This window comes from Rhizobium sp. 05N49 (assembly GCF_056396805.1).
Genome location: NZ_JBFTME010000010.1, coordinates 190,644 through 212,386, shown reverse-complemented (window position 1 = coordinate 212,386; position 21,743 = coordinate 190,644). Strand labels below are relative to the sequence as shown.

Genomic DNA, 21,743 nt, shown 5'->3' with positions numbered 1-21,743 from the left:
CGACCCGGCCTTTTGTTTTTTCGAATTAGCGCGCTCGCGGCGGCGCCGTGCTGTCTCTTACGACAAGCTCGAGATTGAGCGCCTCGTGGTTCTCAGGCAACGCATTTTCGAGGATCGCAGTCACCGAGCGGCGGGCGATTTCGGCAAAGGGCTGGGCGACGGTGGTCAGGCGCGGAAGCGAGGTTGCGGCTTCCGGCACACCGTCGAAGCCGATGATGGATACGGCTTCCGGCACTTTGAGCCCGCGCTCGGCGAGCCACTGCATGGCAAACAGCGCAACCTTGTCCGACATTGCCAGAATGGCCGTCGGCGGACTGGCAGAAGAGAACAGGGTCTCCATGGCCATGATGGTGCTTGGCCTGTCATGCAGCGTCCCCTGGATCGGAACGGCTTCGCGAGGAATGCCGTATTCGGCCAGCGCCTGCCAATAGCCATGCATGCGGTCACGCGGGGTCGCCTCCATCTCGGGATCGACACGCTCAGGCGCCACCGGGCCGACAAGGCCATCGACATCGCCGATCGACAGGATCGCGATGTCACGATGCCCGAGCTCCAGCAGATGCCGTGCAGCCGCCGCTCCACCCGCCACATTGTCGATGCCGATTGCCGGGATCGTCTCATCCTCGATGCCGAGCGCCAGCGCGATGAACGGCAGCTGGCGCTGACGGGTGAGTTCCACGAGCCTCTCTCCGCCTTCCACGCAAAGCAGAATGAAGCCGTCGACGAGCGCGCTGTTGATGTTCCAGGCAAGCCGCTCCTCGTTCATCGCCGATACGACAGCGATGCCAGTGCCGCTGGAATCACAGACCTCACCGATCGCGGTCATCAGTGAACGCGCCCAGGGGTCATCGAAAAAATAGGTGAGCGGCTCAACGGCGGCGACACCGATCGCGTTCACCCGCCCTGCCCTCAGCAGCCTGCCCTTGACGTCAGGCCCGCTGTAACCGAGCTCCCGGGCGACCTTGAGCACCCGCTCGCGTACTTCCTCCCGCACCACGTCCGGACGGCTGAAAACATTCGATGCCGTGCCTTGCGATACGCCTGCTGCCTTGGCGACATCAGCCAGCCTCACATGCCCTTTGCCCAAAGCTGCTCCTTACTGGCACCCAAAATCCGAACCACTCTAGCAAATGATTGTATCGGTTCAAAATAAACTTGACAGCACGGCGGTCGAGGAACAGGATTGAATCGGTTCAAAAACTCCATCTGAGTTTTGAATCGATTCAACAACTAGGAGAATGAAGCGATGATTCCGGTCAGTTCGCTTTTCAAGGATCTCTATGAGGATCGCTGGGGCAACCCGCGCGACAACAAGCCCGCTGAAGAAACCGAGCACGGTAAACGCCTGTTTGTCTTCCTGCCATTCATGCGCCGGTTGATGAGCGGCCGCAAACACCCAAACGCCTGGTCCTTCACCATTCCAACCGATCACAGACCTCGATAGAGGTGCGCAACGCCGGCGTTTGATCAAAATCAATTTCCTCGCGCCTTGCTTCCCCTATTCTGGCATCATCAGGGGAAAATTGGTGGCGTAGATCGCTGCCGGAGGTCGGAACATGAACAGGATGCTGATGCCAGGCAGCCGCGAGCGGGCGCTGCTCTCAAGGGCCGGAATTTTCGCGGAGCTGAATGGTGCTGAGGCCGAGGCCTTACGTGCCTGCTCCACGGTGATCTCTTCCGCTTCACACGACATTCTCTTCCAAGAAGGCGAACCCGGCGTTTATTTCTACAGCGTGCTGGAGGGCTACGTCCGGCTCTTTCGCCTCAACGGCGAAGGTCGGGAGGCAGATATCCGTATCTGCGAGCCAGGCGACAGCTTCGCCGAATGCCTGATCCAGGCCGGCGGCACCTATCGTTACGGAGCCCAGTCGATGGACAGCACGGTGCTTGCCCGCTTCCACATCGGCAAGGTACGCGCTCTTTTGGCGGAATACCCGCAGATCGGCACCGCGATCATGCACAGCCTGTCGCTGCATCTGCTGGCAACTATGGAATGCCTGGCCAACGACCGCATGCAGACTGCACCGCAACGCGTCGCGCATTACATTCTCTCTCATTGCGTAGAGGAGAGCGCCGCAGCGGCTTCGCTACGGCTGCCATTCCCGAAGAACCTGCTCGCCCGAAAGTTGGGGCTCGCCCCCGAGGCGCTCTCGCGCGCCTTTTCGACGCTCAAATCAGCAGGCGTGACCGTGCGCGGCCGCGTCATCGCCATCAGTGACGTCAACACGCTCAGGCGTATCTAGGCGTCACAGGCCGCCCTGCACCCGCAGAAAGTCGACAATCGAACTGATGCCGTCACCGCGCTTCATGTCGGAAAAGACGAACGGACGCGTTGCGCGCATGCGCGTTGCATCCCGGTCCATCACTTCGAGGTCAGCCCCGACATAAGGCGCCAGATCCTTCTTGTTGATGACGAGAAGATCCGATCGGGTAATGCCCGGCCCGCCCTTGCGCGGAATTTCCTCACCCTGGCAGACGGAAATCACATAGATGGTGATATCGGCGAGATCAGGCGAGAAGGTCGCCGCCAGATTGTCGCCGCCGGATTCGATGAAGACGACATCGAGATCGGGAATACGCTCATTAAGATTGGCAATGGCCTGCAGGTTGATCGTCGCATCCTCGCGGATAGCCGTATGCGGGCAGCCGCCGGTCTCAACGCCGACGATCCGGTCTGATGGCAGCGCCTGCATGCGCACCAGCGCTTCGGCATCCTCGGTCGTGTAGATGTCGTTCGTCACGACGGCGACCGAATAATCGTCGCGCATCGCCTTGCAGAGCTTTTCCGTCAGCGCCGTCTTGCCCGAGCCCACCGGTCCGCCGATGCCGACCCGCAGGGGTCCGTTTCTTGATTTCATGTGTCTTACTCCAATCGAAGTCGGATGATAGCGAAGCGCCAATTTCCCGCCACCGTCAAATGACGCAGATGCACGGATGATCTCCCTGCTCAGGAGCGGAACAACCGGGTCTGCTGCGTCTCGTGGCGAAGCCCGGCAATGTCGGCCTGAACCGTTGCCGAACCCAGATCGTCGAGGCTGGAGCGGGCAGCGCGCGCGGCAATATCCATCACATGCGCTTCAAGCCCAGCGAGAATGGCAACGCCATCCTTCTGTCCTGCGACACCAAGCCGGATGCCGGCAGATACCGCCTGGGAAAGATAGGCATGAAGAAAGGCAGCGAGCGCCTGCTCAAGCGCTATCCCATGCGCGCCCGTCACCGCACCGACAGCCACCGGATAGGCGACCCTCTTCGGCAATCGGCTGAACACGTCGTCAGGCCAGGCCTGTGCAGCCGTCAGAAAGGCTTCGCCAAGCAGCATCGTCTCCTGATGCCGCTCGCGCGAACCGGCAAGCGCTGCAGCAAGCCCGGCGAGCTCAGTAAGACGATCGCCATCGCGGTAACCCCGATGGCTCCCGGCAAAAAGCACGGCGTCGTTCCAGACGGAGCCGTTGCCGGTCAGCGTCTGCAGCCAGCGCCGCAACATGTCGGCATCACGCACCAGCCCATCCGCCACGGCCCGCTCCAGCCCGCCGGAATAGGCGAATGAACCAACGGGAAAAGCCGGCGAAAGCCACGCCGTCAGGCGCAACAAGGCCCGCAGCTCACGATCCTCGGCCATCAAGCGTCAATCGTGTTTATGATTGTGGTGGCCGTGGTCATGCCCATGCTCGTGGTCATGATGATCATGGTCGTGATGGTCATGGTGATCATGGCCGTGGTGCTCGTGGTCGTGGTGATCGTGACCATGGTCATGGCCGTGATCGTGATGATCATGACCATGCGAATGTCCGCCATGGGAATGATAGGCGCCACGCGCCGGCTGGAAGGGCTCTTCGATGTCGAGCACCATCGCGCCCAACCCCTGCAGCATGGTGCGGATGACATGATCGCGCAGGATCACGATGCGATCCTCCTCGATCTGCGCAGAGAGATGACGGTTGCCGAGATGCCAGGCAAGTTCGATCAGATGCGCGCGGTCGCGGCCGCGCACCTCGAACAGCTTTTCGTTTGCGGCAAGGATTTCGATCAGCTCACCATCCTCGCGCACCAGCATGTCACCATTGGCAAAAAGCACCGGCTCCTTGAGATCGAGCATCACCATCTCGCCGTTCTCCAGATGCAGGAGCTTGCGGCGCAGGTGCCGCAGATCGTGCGGCAGCTTGACCTGTGAGGTCGGGTGGGAAGAAGGGGTGCCGGCGGGCAGATAAGATGTAACGCGCTGCATGAGATATCCGTTAAACTGGGACCTAGACCATGCAAAATAGCCCTTCGCGATGCAAGCACCAATGCACGTTTCGTAACTGGCAGCCCTAGATTCCCGACGCCTGCAGCAGGCCCGCCTCGTCAGGCGCAATACCCTGAACGCCGAGGCCATTTTCGACGAGCCCGTGCCAGGCGTGATTCAGCCCTTCCCTCTCGTGGACGACACGATTGCGGCCGAGTGCCTTGGCGAGATAGAGCGCCTTGTCGGCGGAGGCATAGACCGCCTCTTTGTCGCGCCCCTCATGAAGATCGGCGATGCCGCCTGATATCGTGATGGTGACGTCGTGCCCATCCGCCGGAATGGGCTGCGCTGCAATCTGCGCCCTCACCCCTTCGATGCGCGCTACCCGCTCCTCCGGCGTCCCGCCCTGAACGACGACTCCGAATTCCTCCCCGCCGAGCCGCGCCACGACCGAAGCGCCATCGAAAGCCGCAGAAAGCATGGCCGAGACGGCCGTAATGACGGCATCACCGCAGCCATGGCCGAAACGGTCGTTGATCGCTTTAAAGCGGTCGACGTCGAAAATGGCGAGGCAAGCGTCTCCCTCCACCCTCTCCAGGGCATCGGTGAAAGCACGCCGGTTCAGGAGCCCGGAGAGCGTGTCGGTGCGGCTGAGCTTTTCGAATTTGGCACGGGAGACAGTCAGGTCATGGATGGCAAAGCCCGCCACGAGCGACAGCACGCCGGACACCATTCCGCCGATCAGCCAGGAGAGGATGATGGCAAAGATCATGGCATGCCCGAGGGTAATCGGCAGCACACCCATGAAGTTGAGCGGCGGCAGCGTGATCACGATGATGAAGCCGGACAGTATTACTGCCAGAAAACTCATCTTCAGCGCAAAAGTATAAACGGTTTTGCGATGCTCGAAACTGCCTAGCTCAGCCTGAAGCGATATCCAGTTTTCCATGAGAATCGGCCTTCCTGCCCAGCGTCTTCAGGCCATTGATAGGGTCGCAGTTGCTGCGGAGGTCTTAATTCAATCGCTAAAATTCGAGTGATTTCGGGGGATTCAACCGTTCTGTTTTTTCTAGCAGGAAGTGCAACTTTTCGGCACAGGCCTGACCACTATGGGAAATACATCTAAAAACTTGATTTCAAAGGGATTTTACGGAGCACAATCGGTGCCTGTTTCAGAATGACCTATGGCTTAAAAACCACAGTCTATCCACTGATTTTCACAACTAGTCGGGGAATGATGCTCAGAATTCACTTTAAGGGTAACAACGGGGGACAGTGCCTCGAAAACACAAGGGTTAAAACGAAAAATAACGCCGCGCCGTCAGCGGCGCCAGGTTGCAGGAGATCCTCTATACTTCAATTATAGAGGCTAAGCGAAAGCACCAGCGTCTGCGGCAACGGGTTCCAGAAACCCGTTCGCAAGCCGCCTGTCCGTAGCGCAGCGGCAGTCCATGTATTGCAACCAAATAGCGCATTGAAATAGCCCCTCGCCTCGAAGAACCTGTCGTAGTCGCCATATCCCCTGTCGCCGACCGACACGACAACTCCGTTTTCCCGGATGAAACTGTCATTGATGAAGCCGAGCAGCTTCTCGAACCGTTCGCCATCGACATCGAGAACTTTCACGGCTGGATGGGTTTCGGAAATACCTCCGGCAACATCGACATGCATCACCGAGTTGTCGATCGTCAGGGCGCGAAACACCGGCATCGGCTTCAGATCGGCCCAGGTCGGCGTCTCCAGATAGAATGAGCGCCCGCCCCACCCGAAGACCAGCCATTGTGCGGCAGGATCGCTCACCGGAATGCCGGCATCTTCGAGGAATAGAAAGGAAGCCCGCAGTCGATCATCGAGCGGGATCGCTATATCCGTGTGGATCGGCCCGGAAAGCAGCAGAATACGTTTTGAAGGCGCTGCCGCCGAAGATGCTTCGGCTGCCACGAGCAGCGGTCTTGGGATGAAGGTGCCGCCGGCCATCAATAACAAAAGCACCGCGACTGCCCGTATCAGCCATCGCACTGCCAGCTTCGCACCGATCATGAAAGAAACTCAGAACAGGAAATAACGCTGCGCCATCGGCAACACTGTCGCCGGTTCGCAGGTCAGCAGCTCGCCGTTCGCCCGTACTTCGTAGGTTTCCGGATCGACCTCGATATCGGGGGTGAGGTCGTTGTGGACCATCGACGCCTTGGAGATGCCGCCGCGTGTGTTCTTTACGGCAACCAGATTCTTGGCGACGCCGAGGCGACCCTTGAGCCCGGCATCGAGCGAAGCCTGGGAGACAAAGGTGACGGAAGAATTCGTCAGGCTCTTGCCGAAGGAGGCGAACATCGGCCGGTAATGCACCGGCTGTGGCGTTGGGATCGAGGCATTCGGATCGCCCATGGGGGCTGCCGCAATGGAGCCGCCAAGCAGCACCATATCCGGCTTCACGCCGAAGAAGGCCGGATTCCAGAGGACGAGGTCGGCGCGCTTGCCGACTTCGATCGAGCCGATCTCATGCGACAGGCCGTGCGCAATCGCCGGGTTGATCGTGTATTTGGCGACGTAACGGCGGACACGGAAATTGTCGTTATCGCCCTTTTCTTCTTTCAGACGGCCGCGCTGGCGCTTCATCTTGTCTGCCGTTTGCCAGGTGCGGATCAGCACTTCGCCAACTCGGCCCATGGCCTGGCTGTCGGAGGAAATGATCGAGAAGGCGCCGATATCGTGCAGTATGTCTTCCGCCGCGATCGTCTCCTTGCGGATACGGCTTTCGGCAAAGGCGATATCCTCCGGGATCGATGGTGACAGGTGATGGCAGACCATCAGCATGTCCAGATGCTCGGCAATCGTATTGACCGTATAGGGCCGCGTCGGGTTGGTGGACGAGGGAATGACGTTCGGCTGGCCGCAGATCTTGATGATGTCGGGCGCATGACCGCCACCCGCACCCTCCGTATGGAAGGCATGGATGGTACGGCCCTTGATGGCACCGATCGTATCTTCGACGAAGCCGCTTTCGTTCAGCGTGTCCGTATGGATCATCACCTGCACGTCATATTCGTCGGCAACCGAGAGGCAGCAGTCGATGGCGCCGGGTGTCGTGCCCCAATCCTCATGCAGCTTCAGCGAGGTCGCGCCGGCCAGCACCATTTCCTGCAATGCGCCGGGCAGCGACGCGTTGCCCTTGCCGGCAAAGGCAAGGTTCATCGGGAAGGCATCGGCCGCCTCGATCATGCGGGCGATATGCCAGGGGCCGGGCGTGCAGGTCGTTGCAAGCGTCCCGTGCGCCGGCCCGGTGCCGCCGCCGAGCATGCAGGTGAGCCCGCTCATCAGCGCTTCCTCGATCTGCTGCGGAGCGATGAAATGGATATGGCTGTCCATGCCGCCGGCAGTGAGGATCTTGCCCTCGCCGGCGATCGCTTCCGTCCCCGGGCCGACGATGATGTTGACACCAGGCTGCATGTCCGGATTGCCAGCCTTGCCGATCGCGGCAATGCGACCATCCCTCAGGCCGATATCGGCCTTGTAGATGCCGGTATGGTCGACAATGACGGCATTGGTGATGACGGTGTCGACAGCCCCGCCTGCCCGCGTCACCTGGCTCTGGCCCATGCCGTCACGGATAACCTTCCCGCCGCCGAACTTCACCTCTTCACCATAGGTGGTGAAGTCGTTTTCGATCTCGATGAATAGCTCCGTATCGGCAAGGCGGACCTTGTCGCCGGTGGTCGGACCGAACATGCCGGCATAAGCCGCGCGGGAGATCTTGTATGGCATCTATCAGGCTCCTTGGGAGGAAGAGGCGAGCGGTTTTCCGGCAAGCCGCGTCAGGCGGCCGGCCGCAACATAGGAATCGACGAGCTGCTTTTCTGCGGCAAAGGGATGCCACTCCCAGCCCACATGGCCGAAGCCGGCAAGTGTCACATCATCGTCGGGAAATCTGTCGAGCACGTCGCCGATCACGATCATGCCGCTGCTCGGCACGACATAAGGTGCTGGCGAGAAGGCAGAAAGCGCCTGATCGATGCTTTCATGAATCTTGATGTCAACGACCCGATGCAGCTTGCCAGCTTGCACGCAGAAGTCGTTGAATTGGCTTGTGTAGTCATCGCAGAAATCATCCAGCTCGGGATGAGAGACGGCAAGCGGCGCGCGCATGGCTGCAAATTTTTCGGGATCGCGCACGCTCCAGATTTCCGCGGCTTCGAGTGTGGCCGGATGGATGCGCCAGCTTTCCGAAGCGAGCATCGCCTTGGCGGGCCGACCGGTATTGCACACCGCAATCACATCGGTGCGCGTGCCGCCGGCGCCATAAGAACGGCACTCGTTGAAGCGGATGACGAAGTCAGCGGCGTCGATGACCTCTGCTCCGCCTTCTCCCACGTCGCCATTACCCACGATCATGATTGCCCTGCCCACCTTACTGGCCCATCCCTTCGGCAAGCTCCTTAAGTTCCTTGGTCCTGGCATCCGTGAGGTCGGCCAGGCAGCCCGCTACCAGCATCGGCTCCATCGTGCCGCCGCGGGCCTGGAAACCGTAATTCTCGCATTGCGCGTCGCGATAGTTGATCCAGGCACGCTGTGCCTTGAGCAGCGCCTGCTCGGCACCCTTCATGTCGTCGTCGAGATCCTTGTCGATCGCCACCATGGCGGCGCGCGTCAGCTTGTACTGGGCGTTGAGGCCCTTGTCGGCCTCGTCATAGCGCGCCTGCGCGCAACTGGTCATATCGGACTGTGTCTGCGCATTGTCGCAATCCACGTCCTCGGCATGGGCGCCACCGGCGGCCAGCAGCATCAGCGCCGCACCGATGAACCCGATCTTCAAGCGCATGTATTTCCTCCTGTCATTTTCTTTTTGATCAAAGCCGGCCCATGACCAGCTGGCGGAAGCCATAGACTTCACGCTTGCCGGAGACCGGTATGAGCGTCACCGAACGGGTCTGGCCCGGCTCGAAGCGCACGGCCGTGCCGGCGGGAATGTCGAGCCGCATGCCATGGGCCTTGTCGCGATCGAAGGACAGACCGGCATTGGTCTCGGCAAAATGATAGTGGCTGCCGACCTGTACGGGACGATCGCCGGTATTGGAGACCTCAAGCGTCACGGTCGGTGCGCCGGCATTGAGCTCGATCTCGCCGCTTGCAGCAATGATTTCGCCAGGGATCATCTGTCTCTCCTTAAGCCGCCTTGGGCGCGCAGCCCTCGGCCTTCAGAACACGCTTCGTGGATGCAGGATTATTCAGGAGCTTCGCCGCAGGCCGGATCGGTCTGGCTACGAGGTTGCCGCCGCAATTCGGGCATACGCCCTTGAGGACATTGTCAACGCAATCCGCACAGAACGTGCACTCGAACGTGCAGATCATCGCTTCGGCACTGTCGGGCGGCAGATCCTTGTCGCAGCATTCGCAATTGGGTCGAAGCTCCAGCATGGCTTACTCCTCAGCGGATCGGCTCGTGAACGGTCACCAGCTTCGTGCCGTCGGGGAAGGTCGCCTCGACCTGCACGTCGTGGATCATCTCGGCAATGCCTTCCATCACCTGGTCGCGGCTGATCACATGGGCTCCGGCCTCCATCAGTTCGGCGACCGGGCGGCCATCACGTGCGCCTTCGACGACGAAGTCGCTAATGAGGGCGATGGCTTCCGGATGGTTCAGCTTGACGCCGCGCTCCAGCCGCTTGCGCGCCACCATGGCGGCCATGGAAATCAACAGCTTGTCTTTTTCTCTCGGAGTGAGGTTCATCGTCTACCCGCTTGTTGAACTTACAGATTCCAGACTTTCGGCACAGGCGCTCCGTTGCGCAAGGCGGAAATGACCGGGATCAGGATTTTTCTCAGCGCAAAACCATCGGCTGCCGCAAGGCGCACGACGATCTTGTCGCTCCAGGCACTCGCTCCGCCCATATGCCCGTCCAGCAGCGGCCGCACCTTGGCGAGATAGGGTTCGGACATCGGCCCTGCGTAAAGCACCGTCGCAAAGGCCACCTGCCCGCCGAGCACCGCCTGCTCTGCAGCAAGCAGCGCCACCGCATCGGAAAGGCGCAGTTCCTCGGCATGAACAAGCTGGCCCGAGCGGCGGATGCGCCAGCGGTCGCGAAACAGCCCCGTCTCCATCGTTTCGCCCATGGCGGTGCGGCCAAGCAGGATGGCTTCGACGGCAAGGAACTCCGCGCTGTCATCGAGATCGACATCCAGCCGGCGAAACAGCGAGGCACGATCGAAAAGAATGGTCTCCTGCGGCAGCCAGTCGACGCGGGCGCCCGGTCCGACCGCGATCTGCGTCGTCACCTCTGCCGTTCCGGCCGATGCCTTGTAGATCTTCTCGCAGGCTTGCGTCGTCACATCGATGCGCGTACCCGCTCCAGCCGATATGCTCCAGTTCATCCGGTCGCCGCCGGTCAGCCCGCCGGCCGTATTGATGATGACGGCCTCCATCGAGGCATCGAACGTATCCGGCAGGCGGATCTTTGCCGCACCTTCCTGATAAAGTTCCTGAATCCGCGTACGCCCGCCCTGCACCTTGGCGGCGAGATGCCCGCGTCCTTCCGCTCTCTGCGGTCTCGTGATGCCCGCCGCCGCACCTGTCATGCCACCCCCGTGCAGAAGCCATCCTGTCTGGCAACTTGCGTTGAATGTCTCTGTTGATTGCAACAAAGCAAGTCCCGTGCCGCTTTCCGAAGGCCCATGCCCCCACGGGCCATAGGGATGACGCGCAAGGCATCTGCCGCAAAATGCGGCATCTGCCAGCGCGATCGCCAGAGAGGTCATACAGTGAGATGGCGGCGCGCTTCCGGCGTATCCAGCGTTTCGGCAAGGCCCTCATGCACGATCTCGCCGCGGTCCATGATGTAGACGTAGTCGGCAAGCTCGCGGCAGAAGTCGAGATACTGCTCGACGAGCAGGATCGCCATGCCGGTGGAATCGCGGAGATAACGGATCGCCCGGCCGATATCCTTGATGATCGATGGCTGGATGCCCTCGGTCGGCTCGTCGAGCACCAGGATCTTCGGCCGCGTGACCATGGCACGTCCGATCGCCAGCTGCTGCTGTTGCCCGCCCGAGAGATCGCCGCCGCGACGCGACAACATCGACTTCAGCACCGGGAAGAGACTGAAGATATCGTCGGGGATGTTACGGTCGCGGCGGCCAAGCGGAGCAAAGCCGGTTTCGAGGTTTTCCTTCACCGTCAGCAGCGGGAAGATTTCACGCCCCTGCGGCACATAGCCGATGCCCTGCTTGGCACGGGCAAAGGGCGGCAGGCCGTTCAGCTTCGCATCGTTGAAGGTAATGGCTCCCGCCGATATCGGATGCTGGCCGGTGACTGCGCGCAACAGCGAACTCTTGCCCACGCCATTGCGCCCCAGCACGCAGGTGATCTTGCCCATCTCGGCCTTGATCGAGATGCCACGCAACGCCTGGGCCGCGCCATAATGAAGATTTGCGTTTTCGACTGTCAGCATCCGTTCACCCATTCCCCATCAGTTCATCAGCGTACGCCTCAGCACCTGCAAGGCGTTTTCCTGTTCTTTCGTTTTCTCGCCACCGACGGCGGCCACGTCCTCGGCAATGCCGATGAGTTGCTGACGCTCCTGCATGTCGAGCGCCTGCAGCCACAGGTCGCGGAAGCGGCGGATCGGGTCTTCGGGGCGGATGGCGTTCTTGGACGCCCATTCGCCGAAAACCAGCACCTCTTCCATGTCGCCCGGCCGGATGATGCCTCGCATTCGATCCCGCACGACATCCTTCGCCGCGTCGAAATACATCGGCTTCTCCTTGGCGAGGCAGAAGAAGAAGGCAACGGCCGCAATCGCCGGATCGGCAATCGAAGCCAGCGGTGCCACCGCTGCCTGCTTGCGGAACTTTCCGCGCTTGTAGGCGCCCCGCATGCGCTCGACGGAATCGATGATCTCGCTTCCAGCCTCACGCATCATTTTAAAACGCCAATACCAGACGGCCGCGCCGCCGATCGCCATGACCAGAATTCCGAGAAAAGCCATTATGAAACCCCACCGTAAAAACCGCTCGTTTTAGAGCGCCTTCTCCTGTCAGGTTCAAGCCTAGAAGTTGCATTTTTAGCGACCTAGATAGTTCTCGATCACCTTCGGATCGTTACTGACGAAGTCGATCGATCCCTCGGCCAGCACCGAGCCTTCCGCAAGGCAGGTCACCTTCACACCGAGATCGCGGATGAAGCCCATATCGTGCTCCACGACGACGACAGACCGCGTCTTGGCGATATCCTTGAGCAGGATTGCCGTTTCCGCTGTCTCGGCATCGGTCATGCCTGCCACGGGCTCATCGACAAGTAACAGCTTCGGCTCCTGCGCGAGAAGCATGCCGATCTCGAGCCACTGCTTCTGACCATGCGAAAGGTTGGCCGCAAGCTCATCTCGGCGATGCGTCAGACGCACCGTTTCCAGGATCTCATCGATACGATCCTTGTCCTCGCCGGAGAGGCGATAGAAGAGCGTCGAAAACACCGTGCGCCGGCGGTTGAGCGCCAGTTCCAGATTGTCCCAGACCGTATGGCTTTCGAAGACCGTCGGCTTCTGGAATTTCCGGCCGATGCCAAGCTGGGCGATATCGGCCTCGTCCTTCTTGGTGAGATCGATCGTGCCGTTGAAGAACACCTCACCCTCATCCGGCCGGGTCTTGCCCGTGATGATGTCCATCATCGTCGTCTTGCCGGCGCCGTTCGGGCCGATGATCGCCCGGAGTTCGCCGGGTTCGATGACGATGGAGAGCGAGTTGAGTGCCTTGAACCCGTCGAACGAGACCGAGACACCGTTGAGATAGAGCACGCTGTTGGGTTTGACGTCGGGGATCATGGGTCTACTCCGCAGCCTGGATTTTTGCTTCGACGCCCTCCTCGGCGGCAACAGGCGTCACGCCGTTCGAGACCGGCTTCCGCTTTCCGAGATACTGGGCGATCGTGCCGACGATGCCCTTCGGCAGGAACAGCGTGACAAGCACGAAGAGGCCGCCGAGCGCAAAAAGCCAGTAATCGGGGAAGAGGCCGGTGAAGATCGTCTTGCCGCCGTTGACGAGGATGGCGCCGATGATCGGCCCGATCAGCGTCGCGCGCCCGCCGACGGCCGTCCAGATGACGACTTCGATGGAGTTGGCCGGCGCGAATTCGCCGGGATTGATGATGYCGACCTGCGGTACATAGAGAGCGCCGGCAATGCCCGCCATCATCGCCGAGACGACGAAGGTGAAGAGCTTGAAATGCTCGACGCGGTAACCGAGGAAGCGGGTGCGGCTTTCCGCATCACGCACGCCGACCAGCACCTTGCCGAATTTCGAGCGCACGATCGCCGAGGCAATCATCAGCGAGAGCGCAAGGAAGATCGCGGTCGCCGCAAAGAGCGTGGCACGCGTGCTATCCGCCTGCACATTGAAGCCGAGGATTTCCTTGAAATCGGTCATGCCGTTATTGCCGCCGAAGCCCATGTCGTTGCGGAAAAAGGCAAGCAGCAGCGCATAGGTCATGGCCTGGGTGATGATCGAGAGGTAGACGCCGTTGACCCTGCTGCGGAAGGCAAACCAGCCGAAGACGAAGGCGAGCAGGCCGGGTACGAGCAGCACCATCAGCGCCGCAAACCAGAACTGGTCGAAGCCGTGCCAGAACCAGGGCAGCTCCTTCCAATTCAGGAAGACCATGAAGTCGGGGAGGACAGGATCGCCATAGACGCCGCGCGGGCCGATCTGCCGCATCAGATACATGCCCATCGCATAACCGCCGAGCGCGAAGAACGCGCCATGCCCGAGCGAGAGAATGCCGCAAAAGCCCCAGACAAGATCGAGCGCCAGCGCCAGCAGCGCATAGGTCAGGTACTTGCCGAACAGGGCCATGATGTAGGTCGGCACATGCAGCGGATTGTCCGCCGACGTCGCCAGGTTGAGCACCGGCACGAGAACTGCGACCACCAGCAGGATGGCGATGGCAATGGAAATCCGGCGATCGAGAGACCGGAGAAGGAAGGCCGTAATCATGCTTCCACCGCCCTTCCTTTGAGTGCGAAGAGCCCGCGCGGACGCTTCTGGATGAAGAGAATGATGAGGACGAGCACCAGGATCTTGCCGAGCACGGCGCCGGCGAAGGGCTCGAGGAATTTGTTGACGACACCGAGCGACAGAGCGCCGACCAGCGTGCCCCAGAGATTGCCGACACCGCCGAAGACCACGACCATGAAACTGTCGATGATGTAGCTCTGGCCGAGGTTCGGCGAGACGTTGTCGATCTGCGAGAGCGCGACACCCGCCATGCCGGCAATGCCGGAGCCGAGCGCGAAGGTGAAGGCATCGACCCAGCCGGTGCGGATACCCATGGAGGAGGCCATGCGGCGGTTCTGGGTGACGGCACGCATCTGCAGGCCGAAGGCGGAGCGCTTCAGGAGCATCAACAGCGCCACGAATACCGCCATCGAGAAGACGATGATCCAGAGACGGTTCCAGGTGATCGACAGACCGCCGAATTCAAAAGCGCCCGACATCCAGCTCGGATTGCGTACTTCGCGGTTGGTCGGGCCGAAGACCGTGCGCACCGCCTGCTGCAGGATCAGAGACACGCCCCAGGTGGCAAGCAGCGTCTCCAGCGGCCGGCCATAGAGGTAGCGGATGACGACGCGCTCGATGATAAGGCCGACGAAACCGGTGAACACGAAGGCGGCAGGCACGGCAAAGGCCAGCGAATAGTCGGCCATGCCGGGAAGGTACGTAGTGATATATTCCTGCACGACATAAGTCGTGTAGGCGCCGATCATCACCATCTCGCCATGCGCCATGTTGATGACGCCCATGACGCCGAAGGTTATGGCAAGGCCGATGGCCGCAAGGAGCAGCACCGAGCCGAGCGACAACCCGTACCAGACATTCTGGACGATATTCCACAGCGCCAGGCTGCGGTTGATGGTGCTGATATGCGCCTGGATGGCAGGCTTGAGATCATCGGGAGCCGTCGCCAGCGCCGTGGTCAGGATAGTCAGCGCATCACGGCCGCCGCGCGCGGCAACCGTATCGATGGCCGCTCTCTTCTCGTCGGCGCTCATATCGCTCTTCAGCACCATGACGGCGCGGGCCGCTTCCATCGTGCTCTTGATCTCGGCGTCCTTTTCACCAGCCAAAGCGGAATTCAAGAGGTCGAGATTGGCCGGATCGGCATCCTTCAAAAGCCCCTGGGCAGCCGCAAGGCGGGCGCCGCGATCGGGGCTCAGCAGCGTCATCTGGCTCGTCATCGTGCCGATGAGCGTGCGCAGCGAATTGTTGATCTTCACCTTCGACATCGTATCGGGATCGATGTCGGCAACGGCTTCGCCGGTGAGTGGATCGGAATAGGTCGGCTCATCATCCGTGCCGCCCTGAACGAGCACAGGACCGCCCTCGTCGGAATTCACATAGAGCAGGCCGTCGCTCAGCTGCTGCAATATCTGGCTGACATGCGCATCCTTGGACGCGACGAGCGCCTTGATGGCCGCTTCACGCTCCGGAAAGCCGCCAACGCCAAGCGCATCGACAAGAGCGTGGACATCATCCTGGGCCTTCAGACCAGCCGTCAGTCCTGTCAGTGTCAGGCAAACAGTCAAAAGAAAGATCTTGATGGCGCGATACATCGGCTTTCCCGCCTAAATTATCGTAGCAGCGACCGCTGGGGACGAAGCCTCCGCCCGGATCTGAAATCCGGACGGAAGTCTTGTGGCTCATGTCGGACGAGCTAACTCAGGAACCCTTGCCGCCGCACTTGCCGGTGGCAACGTTGAAGTTGCCGCAGTTCATCGGCTTGCGCCAATCGGAGATCAGGTCCTTGGAGTCCGGCAGGAAGTCGGACCATTCGTCACCGACGACCTCGGGGGTCTGCTGGACGATTTCGAACTGGCCGTTGGCCTGGATTTCACCGATCAGCACCGGCTTGGTGATGTGGTGGTTCGGCATCACGGTTGCGGTACCGCCGGAGAGGTTCGGAACGGAAACACCGATGATGTGATCGAGAACAGCATCCGTGTCGGTCGTGCCGGCAGCCTGAACAGCCTTAACCCAGGCATTGAAGCCGATATAGGCAGCTTCCATCGGGTCGTTGGTCACGCGCTTGTCGTTCTTGGTATAGGCATGCCACTCCTTGATGAACTTCTTGTTGATCGGCGTATCGACCGATTCGAAGTAGTTCCAGGCGGCGAGATGGCCGACGAGCGGCTTGGTGTCGAGACCGGCAAGCTCTTCTTCGCCGACCGAGAAGGCAAYGACCGGAATATCGGTTGCCTTGACGCCCTGGTTGCCAAGTTCCTTGTAGAAGGGAACATTGGCGTCACCGTTGATGGTGGAGACGACAGCGGTCTTCTTGCCGGCCGAACCGAATTCCTTGATCTTGGAGACTTCCGTCTGCCAGTCAGAGAAACCGAACGGCGTATAGTTGATCAGGATGTCTTCCTTCGGAATGCCCTTGGATTCGAGATAGGCTTCCAGGATCTTGTTGGTCGTGCGCGGATAGACATAGTCGGTGCCTTCGAGCACGAAGCGCTTCACGCCTTCGGTGTTCATCAGGTAATCAACGGCCGGAATCGCCTGCTGGTTCGGAGCAGCACCCGTGTAGAAGATGTTGCGCGAGGATTCTTCACCCTCGTACTGGACCGGGTAGAAGAGCAGCGAATTCAGCTCTTCGAAAACAGGCAGGACCGACTTGCGCGAAGAGGAGGTCCAGCAACCGAAAACGGCCGCAACCTTGTCCTTTTCGATCAGCTCGCGTGCCTTTTCGGCAAAGAGCGGCCAGTCGGAAGCCGGGTCGACGACGACGGCTTCGAGCTTCTTGCCGAGGAGACCGCCCTTCTTGTTCTGCTCGTCGATGAGCATCAGCATGGCGTCTTTCAGCGTGGTTTCGGAAATCGCCATCGTGCCGGAGAGCGAGTGCAGAACGCCGACCTTGATCGTGTCGTCGGCAGCAACTGCGCCATGGAAGGCAGCCGATGCGGCCATAACCGCGCCGAGCGCTGCGCCCGTAATTGTGGATCTGAGATTCATCTGGTTGAACTCCCCTCTTCTTGTTCCGCAACAGGCCGGAAACGGTGATTAACTGTTGCTTAAAGAACTATCGGGTGCTGCATCGCAAAACCGTATACGTCGATTGACGTAGCCGACGGGGCTAAATGTGCAGTTTTGCGCTGCACCGCACTCTTAAGCGCCGAGATGATCCGTGTTACGAAAGCGTCACAAGGGGAACAAAAAGCCTGAAGGAACCGCATGGCAGCGCGCCAACGCATCATTCCAGTGCGACGCGAATATAATCGCTGGGTCGCCAACCAGACGCTGGAAGACTACGCGCTGCGTTTTACCGCCAAGAGCGCCCGACGCTTCTCCTCCCAGCGTATCTCGCAGACGGCGATCGGCGCCATCTCCTTCCTGGCGCTGGAAGCGATCGGCGGCGCCATCACGCTCTCCTACGGCACCACCAATGCCTTCTTCGCCATCATCGTCGCCTCCATCGCCATGCTGGCGATCGGCCTGCCGATCAGCCGTTACGCGATCCGCCACGGCGTCGACATCGATCTGCTGACGCGCGGCGCCGGCTTCGGCTATATCGGCTCGACCATCACCTCGCTGATCTACGCCAGCTTCACCTTCATGCTGTTTGCGATCGAGGCCTCGATCATGTCGGGCGCGCTGGAGCTGACGCTCGGCATACCCTTGTGGATCGGCTACATCATCAGCGCCGTCATGGTGATCCCGCTCGTTACGCACGGCGTACGCCTCATCAGCAAGTTCCAGCTGATAACCCAGCCCTTCTGGATCGTCCTGAATATCCTGCCCTTCATCTTCATCGCCCTGATGGACTGGCAGCAGTTCGATGTCTGGCGTGCCTTTGCCGGCATTCGTCACGCCTCTGGCCCGCCCGGCACGACAGCAGATTTCAACCTCGTCGAATTCGGCGCGGCATCCGCCGTCATCCTGGCGCTCATGTCGCAGATCGGCGAACAGGCGGACTTCCTGCGCTTCCTGCCGCCCGACCCGCAGCGCAAATGGCGCCACCGTCTCGCCGTCTTCCTCGCTGGCCCCGGCTGGGTCATCATCGGCGCCCCGAAGCTGCTCGCCGGTTCCTTCCTCGTGGTACTGACCTTCACCTCGGGCGTACCTGTCGACCGCGCCGCCGACCCGGCGCAAATGTACCTGACCGCGTTCGGCTACATGATCCCCTGGCACAATGCCGCCCTGCTGCTGATGGCCGCTTTTGTCGTGGTCTCACAGCTGAAGATCAATGTGATGAACGCCTATGCCGGCTCGCTCGCCTGGTCGAACTTCTTCTCGCGCCTGACGCATAGCCATCCCGGCCGCGTCATCTGGCTTGTCTTCAACGTGGCGATCGCCCTGCTGCTGATGGAACTCGGCATCTACCGGCTGCTCGAAGAAACACTCGGCATCTTCTCGATCATCGCCATGGCCTGGCTTTGCACGATCTCGGCCGACCTCTTCATCAACAAGCCGCTCGGTCTCGCCCCTCCCGGCATCGAATTCAAGCGCGCCCACCTCTACGACATCAACCCGGTCGGCCTCGGCGCAATGACACTGTCGGCAGGCGTCGCGCTGATTGCCCATTTCGGTGTTTTCGGGTCGGTCGCCGCCTCGCTTGCCCCCTACATCACGCTGGTGATCGCGCTCGTCACCTCACCTGCCATCGCCTTTATAACGAAGGGCAAATTCTATCTCGCCCGCAAGCCGCGCCATGCCTGGAAGAACCTGACAACCATCACCTGCTCTGTCTGCGAACATCCGTTCGAGCCCGAGGACATGGCCTGGTGCCCCGCCTATGCAGCACCGATCTGCTCGCTCTGCTGCTCGCTCGACAGCCGTTGCCACGACATGTGTAAGCCGAACGCCCGCTTCAACGCGCAGGTCGGCGCCGTCGCAAAGACCCTGCTGCCGGAAACCATTGTCCAGAAACTGACGACCCGGCTCGGCCGCTACGGCATCGCTGTCGCATTGGCGCTGACGGCCGTCGGGGCAATCCTTGCGATGATTGCCCATCAGGTGAGTTCCGCCTCGCCGGAGACCGCCGAAGTCGTCAACCGCACGATCCTGATCGTCTTCTTCGTCTTCTCTGTTATCGCCGGCATCGCCTGCTGGTTCTATGTGCTTGCCCATGACAGCCGCGTCGTTGCCGAGGAGGAATCCTCCCGCCAGAACGCGCTGCTCCTCAAGGAAATCGCCGCTCACAAGAAGACCGACGCCGCGCTGCAGACTGCCAAGGAAACGGCCGAGGCTGCCAACCGCGCAAAGAGCCGCTACGTTGTGGGCCTCAGCCACGAATTGCGCACGCCGCTGAATGCCGTTCTCGGTTACGCGCAGATCCTCGAACGCGACGAGACGATCCCCCCGCCGCGCCAGTCCTCTATCAAGGTCATCCGCCGCAGCGCCGAACATCTCTCCGGCCTGATCGATGGCCTTCTGGATATTTCTAAGATCGAGGCCGGCCGCCTGCAGGTCTATTCGAACGAGATCAACATCCAGGACTTCCTCGATCAGATCATTGATATGTTCCGCCCGCAGGCGCAGGCAAAGGGCCTCACCTTCATCCACGACCGCTCTCAGGCACTGCCGCAATTCGTGCGTACCGACGAGAAGCGGCTTCGCCAGATCCTCGTCAACCTGCTTTCGAACGCCGTCAAATTCACCGATGAAGGCAGCGTCACCTTCGATGTCGGCTATCGCAKCCAGGTCGCCACATTCACCGTCTCCGACACAGGCCGCGGCATTGCAGAGAAGGATCTGGCGCGCATCTATGAGCCCTTCCAGCGCGGCGAGGCGGAGAGTGTGCGCCCGATGCCCGGCCTCGGGCTTGGCCTCACCATCACGAGACTTCTGACCAACACGCTCGGCGGCGAAATCTCCGTGGCGAGCGAAAAAGACAAGGGATCGACCTTCCGTGTCCGCCTCATGCTGTCGGCGGTCATGCGCCCCGCTGCGCCGCCGCAGGAGAAGAAGATCGTCAGCTATGACGGCCCGCGTCGCACCATCGTCGTCGTCGATGACAACGAGGACCATCGCGAGATGATGCGCGAAATTCTGGTCCCGCTCGATTTCATCGTGCTGACGGCCGCAAGCGGCCCCGATTGCCTGACGCTGGTCGAAGGCATCGAGCCGGATCTCTTCCTCGTCGACATTTCCATGCCCGGCATGAACGGCTGGCAGCTCGTTTCCCGGCTGCGCGAAACGGGGCGCACTGCACCGATTGCGATGCTCTCAGCCAATATCGGCGATGCCGCCGCTCACAGCGACAGCGACGACAGCCATAATGATTCGATCGGCAAGCCGGTCGATCTCAAACAACTGCGCGACAAGCTTGCCCTGCATCTCGGCCTGAAATGGCTTTATGCCGACGATCAGACACCGGCGCCGGCAGCGGCCAGCTTGCCGCTCAGGAGCCCCGGTGCTGCACATGTGCAGGAACTGCTGCGCCTTGGCGAAATCGGCTACATCAGGGGCATAGAAGCCAAGCTCGCAGACCTTGCCAAGGTAGAGGCAAATCAGCCATTCACCGAGGAACTCCGTTCCTATGTCGGCGCCTTCGATCTCGCCGGCTTCCTGGATTTCCTGCACAAGTTCGAAGAAAAGGGTGAATCCGTTGGCTGAGCTTCCGCGCGATATCGTTCTGCTGGTCGACGATTCGCCAGAAGCGCTTGGTTTCCTGACGGATGCGCTGGAACAGTCTGGCTTTTCCGTTCTGATCGCCACATCGGGCTCGGCGGCTCTCAGTATCGTCGAGCGCATCACGCCCGATCTCATCCTGCTCGATGCTGTCATGCCGGCGATGGATGGTTTCGAGACCTGCCGCAGGCTAAAGGCCAATGCCGCCGTCGCCCAGGTGCCCGTCATCTTCATGACCGGGCTCACCGAAACCGAGCATGTGGTCCATGCGCTGGAATCCGGTGGCGTCGATTACCTGTCGAAGCCCATCAACATCGACGAGCTGCGTGCCCGCATCCGCGTTCACCTGCGCAATGCCCGCTCGGCGCAAAGCGCCCGCGTCGCCCTCGATGCCGCTGGCCGCCATTTGCTGGCTGTGAAAGGCAACGGCGCGATCCATTGGTCGACGCCGCAGGCAACCCGCCTCGTCAACGCCGCGATGGGGAGCGACGACGGTATGGAAGTCGTCTCCCGCACGATCGGCAACTGGATGAAGGAACGCGCCGCAGCCGCGCGCGATGCCCTGATTTCCATCGCCCATGCCGGCCAGGCTGCCCTGCAGCTCGCCTTCCTCGGCGCCATCGGCCCCGACGAATATCTCTTCCGCTTGACCGCCGCCAATCAGCGCAACGACGACGAAGTACTGCGCCAGCATTTTGCGCTGACACAGCGCGAATCCGAAGTGCTGATGTGGATCGCCAAGGGCAAGGCCAACCGCGATATCGGCGAGATCCTCGGACTTTCTGCGCGAACGGTGAACAAGCACCTCGAACAGATCTATGTGAAGCTCGGGGTCGAAAACAGGGCATCCGCCGCCGTCAAGGCGGCGCATGCCCTGCATGAGATGTGAGGGATAGCAAGCAGCGCC

The 21,743-nt window shown here is 60.8% G+C and carries 22 protein-coding genes and 1 pseudogene; 4 read left to right on the top strand and 19 right to left on the bottom strand.

Going from position 1 to position 21,743, the window contains the following annotated elements; all coding sequences use genetic code 11:
• Positions 1-25: 25 nt before the first annotated feature.
• A complete protein-coding gene (locus tag AC1DF8_RS21290; RefSeq protein ID WP_478154844.1) occupies positions 26-1,087 on the bottom strand; it encodes a LacI family DNA-binding transcriptional regulator in 1,062 nt (353 codons plus the stop codon).
• A gap of 159 nt (positions 1,088-1,246) precedes the next feature.
• Between AC1DF8_RS21290 and AC1DF8_RS21285 the strand changes: the two genes are divergently transcribed.
• Complete coding sequence (locus tag AC1DF8_RS21285; protein ID WP_112971166.1) at positions 1,247-1,444, top strand: hypothetical protein; 198 nt, start codon at positions 1,247-1,249, stop codon at positions 1,442-1,444.
• Between the two features lie 112 nt (positions 1,445-1,556).
• A complete protein-coding gene (locus tag AC1DF8_RS21280) occupies positions 1,557-2,243 on the top strand; it encodes a Crp/Fnr family transcriptional regulator (RefSeq protein WP_113116697.1) in 687 nt (228 codons plus the stop codon).
• Between the two features lie 3 nt (positions 2,244-2,246).
• On the opposite strand, the gene ureG is transcribed toward AC1DF8_RS21280, so the two are convergent.
• From ureG to urtA, 18 genes and pseudogenes are all read right to left on the bottom strand, one after another.
• Complete coding sequence (ureG, locus tag AC1DF8_RS21275) at positions 2,247-2,858, bottom strand: urease accessory protein UreG (RefSeq protein ID WP_112544010.1); 612 nt, start codon at positions 2,856-2,858, stop codon at positions 2,247-2,249.
• Between the two features lie 89 nt (positions 2,859-2,947).
• Entirely contained in the window at positions 2,948-3,619 is a 672-nt protein-coding gene (locus AC1DF8_RS21270; RefSeq protein WP_478154841.1) for an urease accessory protein UreF, read from the bottom strand.
• Between the two features lie 6 nt (positions 3,620-3,625).
• Complete coding sequence (locus AC1DF8_RS21265; protein ID WP_478154839.1) at positions 3,626-4,225, bottom strand: urease accessory protein UreE; 600 nt, start codon at positions 4,223-4,225, stop codon at positions 3,626-3,628.
• A gap of 85 nt (positions 4,226-4,310) precedes the next feature.
• The gene (locus AC1DF8_RS21260; protein ID WP_112544007.1) at positions 4,311-5,174 is read right to left on the bottom strand and encodes a GGDEF domain-containing protein; all 864 of its coding nucleotides are present in this window, start codon (positions 5,172-5,174) and stop codon (positions 4,311-4,313) included.
• Positions 5,175-5,581: 407 nt separating this feature from the next.
• On the bottom strand, positions 5,582-6,265 hold the full coding sequence (locus tag AC1DF8_RS21255; protein WP_478154837.1) for a TIGR02117 family protein: 684 nt from the start codon (positions 6,263-6,265) through the stop codon (positions 5,582-5,584).
• 9 nt (positions 6,266-6,274) lie between these two features.
• Positions 6,275-7,987 (bottom strand): urease subunit alpha, encoded by a 1,713-nt coding sequence (gene ureC, locus AC1DF8_RS21250; protein ID WP_478154835.1) that lies wholly within the window; start codon positions 7,985-7,987, stop codon positions 6,275-6,277.
• A gap of 3 nt (positions 7,988-7,990) precedes the next feature.
• Entirely contained in the window at positions 7,991-8,614 is a 624-nt protein-coding gene (locus AC1DF8_RS21245; RefSeq protein ID WP_478154833.1) for a Urease operon accessory protein, read from the bottom strand.
• Positions 8,615-8,630: 16 nt separating this feature from the next.
• Positions 8,631-9,041 carry a lysozyme inhibitor LprI family protein gene (locus AC1DF8_RS21240; protein ID WP_112971172.1) on the bottom strand — a complete coding sequence of 137 codons (411 nt, stop codon included), beginning with the start codon at positions 9,039-9,041 and terminating at the stop codon, positions 8,631-8,633.
• 28 nt (positions 9,042-9,069) lie between these two features.
• Positions 9,070-9,375, bottom strand: a complete 306-nt coding sequence (locus tag AC1DF8_RS21235; RefSeq protein ID WP_112544003.1) for an urease subunit beta — start codon at positions 9,373-9,375, stop codon at positions 9,070-9,072.
• A 10-nt stretch (positions 9,376-9,385) separates the two neighbouring features.
• A complete protein-coding gene (locus AC1DF8_RS21230; RefSeq protein WP_112544002.1) occupies positions 9,386-9,637 on the bottom strand; it encodes a DUF1272 domain-containing protein in 252 nt (83 codons plus the stop codon).
• Between the two features lie 10 nt (positions 9,638-9,647).
• A complete protein-coding gene (locus tag AC1DF8_RS21225; protein ID WP_112544001.1) occupies positions 9,648-9,950 on the bottom strand; it encodes an urease subunit gamma in 303 nt (100 codons plus the stop codon).
• 20 nt (positions 9,951-9,970) lie between these two features.
• A complete protein-coding gene (locus tag AC1DF8_RS21220; protein WP_112544000.1) occupies positions 9,971-10,795 on the bottom strand; it encodes an urease accessory protein UreD in 825 nt (274 codons plus the stop codon).
• Between the two features lie 176 nt (positions 10,796-10,971).
• Positions 10,972-11,667: an urea ABC transporter ATP-binding subunit UrtE gene (gene urtE, locus AC1DF8_RS21215; RefSeq protein WP_113204493.1), complete on the bottom strand. Its 696-nt coding sequence runs from the start codon at positions 11,665-11,667 to the stop codon at positions 10,972-10,974.
• A gap of 18 nt (positions 11,668-11,685) precedes the next feature.
• Positions 11,686-12,204, bottom strand: coding sequence for a hypothetical protein (locus AC1DF8_RS21210; RefSeq protein ID WP_478154829.1), 519 nt, complete (start codon positions 12,202-12,204; stop codon positions 11,686-11,688).
• A gap of 75 nt (positions 12,205-12,279) precedes the next feature.
• Complete coding sequence (urtD, locus tag AC1DF8_RS21205; RefSeq protein WP_112543998.1) at positions 12,280-13,035, bottom strand: urea ABC transporter ATP-binding protein UrtD; 756 nt, start codon at positions 13,033-13,035, stop codon at positions 12,280-12,282.
• An 87-nt stretch (positions 13,036-13,122) separates the two neighbouring features.
• Positions 13,123-14,203: pseudogene (gene urtC / locus AC1DF8_RS21200) on the bottom strand (urea ABC transporter permease subunit UrtC); the annotation flags it as partial.
• Positions 14,200-15,819, bottom strand: coding sequence for an urea ABC transporter permease subunit UrtB (gene urtB, locus AC1DF8_RS21195; protein ID WP_478154827.1), 1,620 nt, complete (start codon positions 15,817-15,819; stop codon positions 14,200-14,202). The gene urtB and the pseudogene urtC, both read right to left, overlap by 4 nt.
• Positions 15,820-15,925: 106 nt before the next feature.
• Entirely contained in the window at positions 15,926-17,218 is a 1,293-nt protein-coding gene (gene urtA, locus AC1DF8_RS21190) for an urea ABC transporter substrate-binding protein (RefSeq protein ID WP_478154825.1), read from the bottom strand.
• A 219-nt stretch (positions 17,219-17,437) separates the two neighbouring features.
• Here urtA and AC1DF8_RS21185 point away from each other — a divergent pair, with 219 nt between their 5' ends.
• Positions 17,438-20,821 (top strand): hybrid sensor histidine kinase/response regulator, encoded by a 3,384-nt coding sequence (locus AC1DF8_RS21185; protein ID WP_478154823.1) that lies wholly within the window; start codon positions 17,438-17,440, stop codon positions 20,819-20,821.
• Positions 20,814-21,725 carry a response regulator gene (locus AC1DF8_RS21180; protein ID WP_112971179.1) on the top strand — a complete coding sequence of 304 codons (912 nt, stop codon included), beginning with the start codon at positions 20,814-20,816 and terminating at the stop codon, positions 21,723-21,725. The genes AC1DF8_RS21185 and AC1DF8_RS21180 overlap by 8 nt, the downstream gene beginning before the upstream one ends.
• The last annotated feature ends 18 nt before the right edge of the window (positions 21,726-21,743 follow it).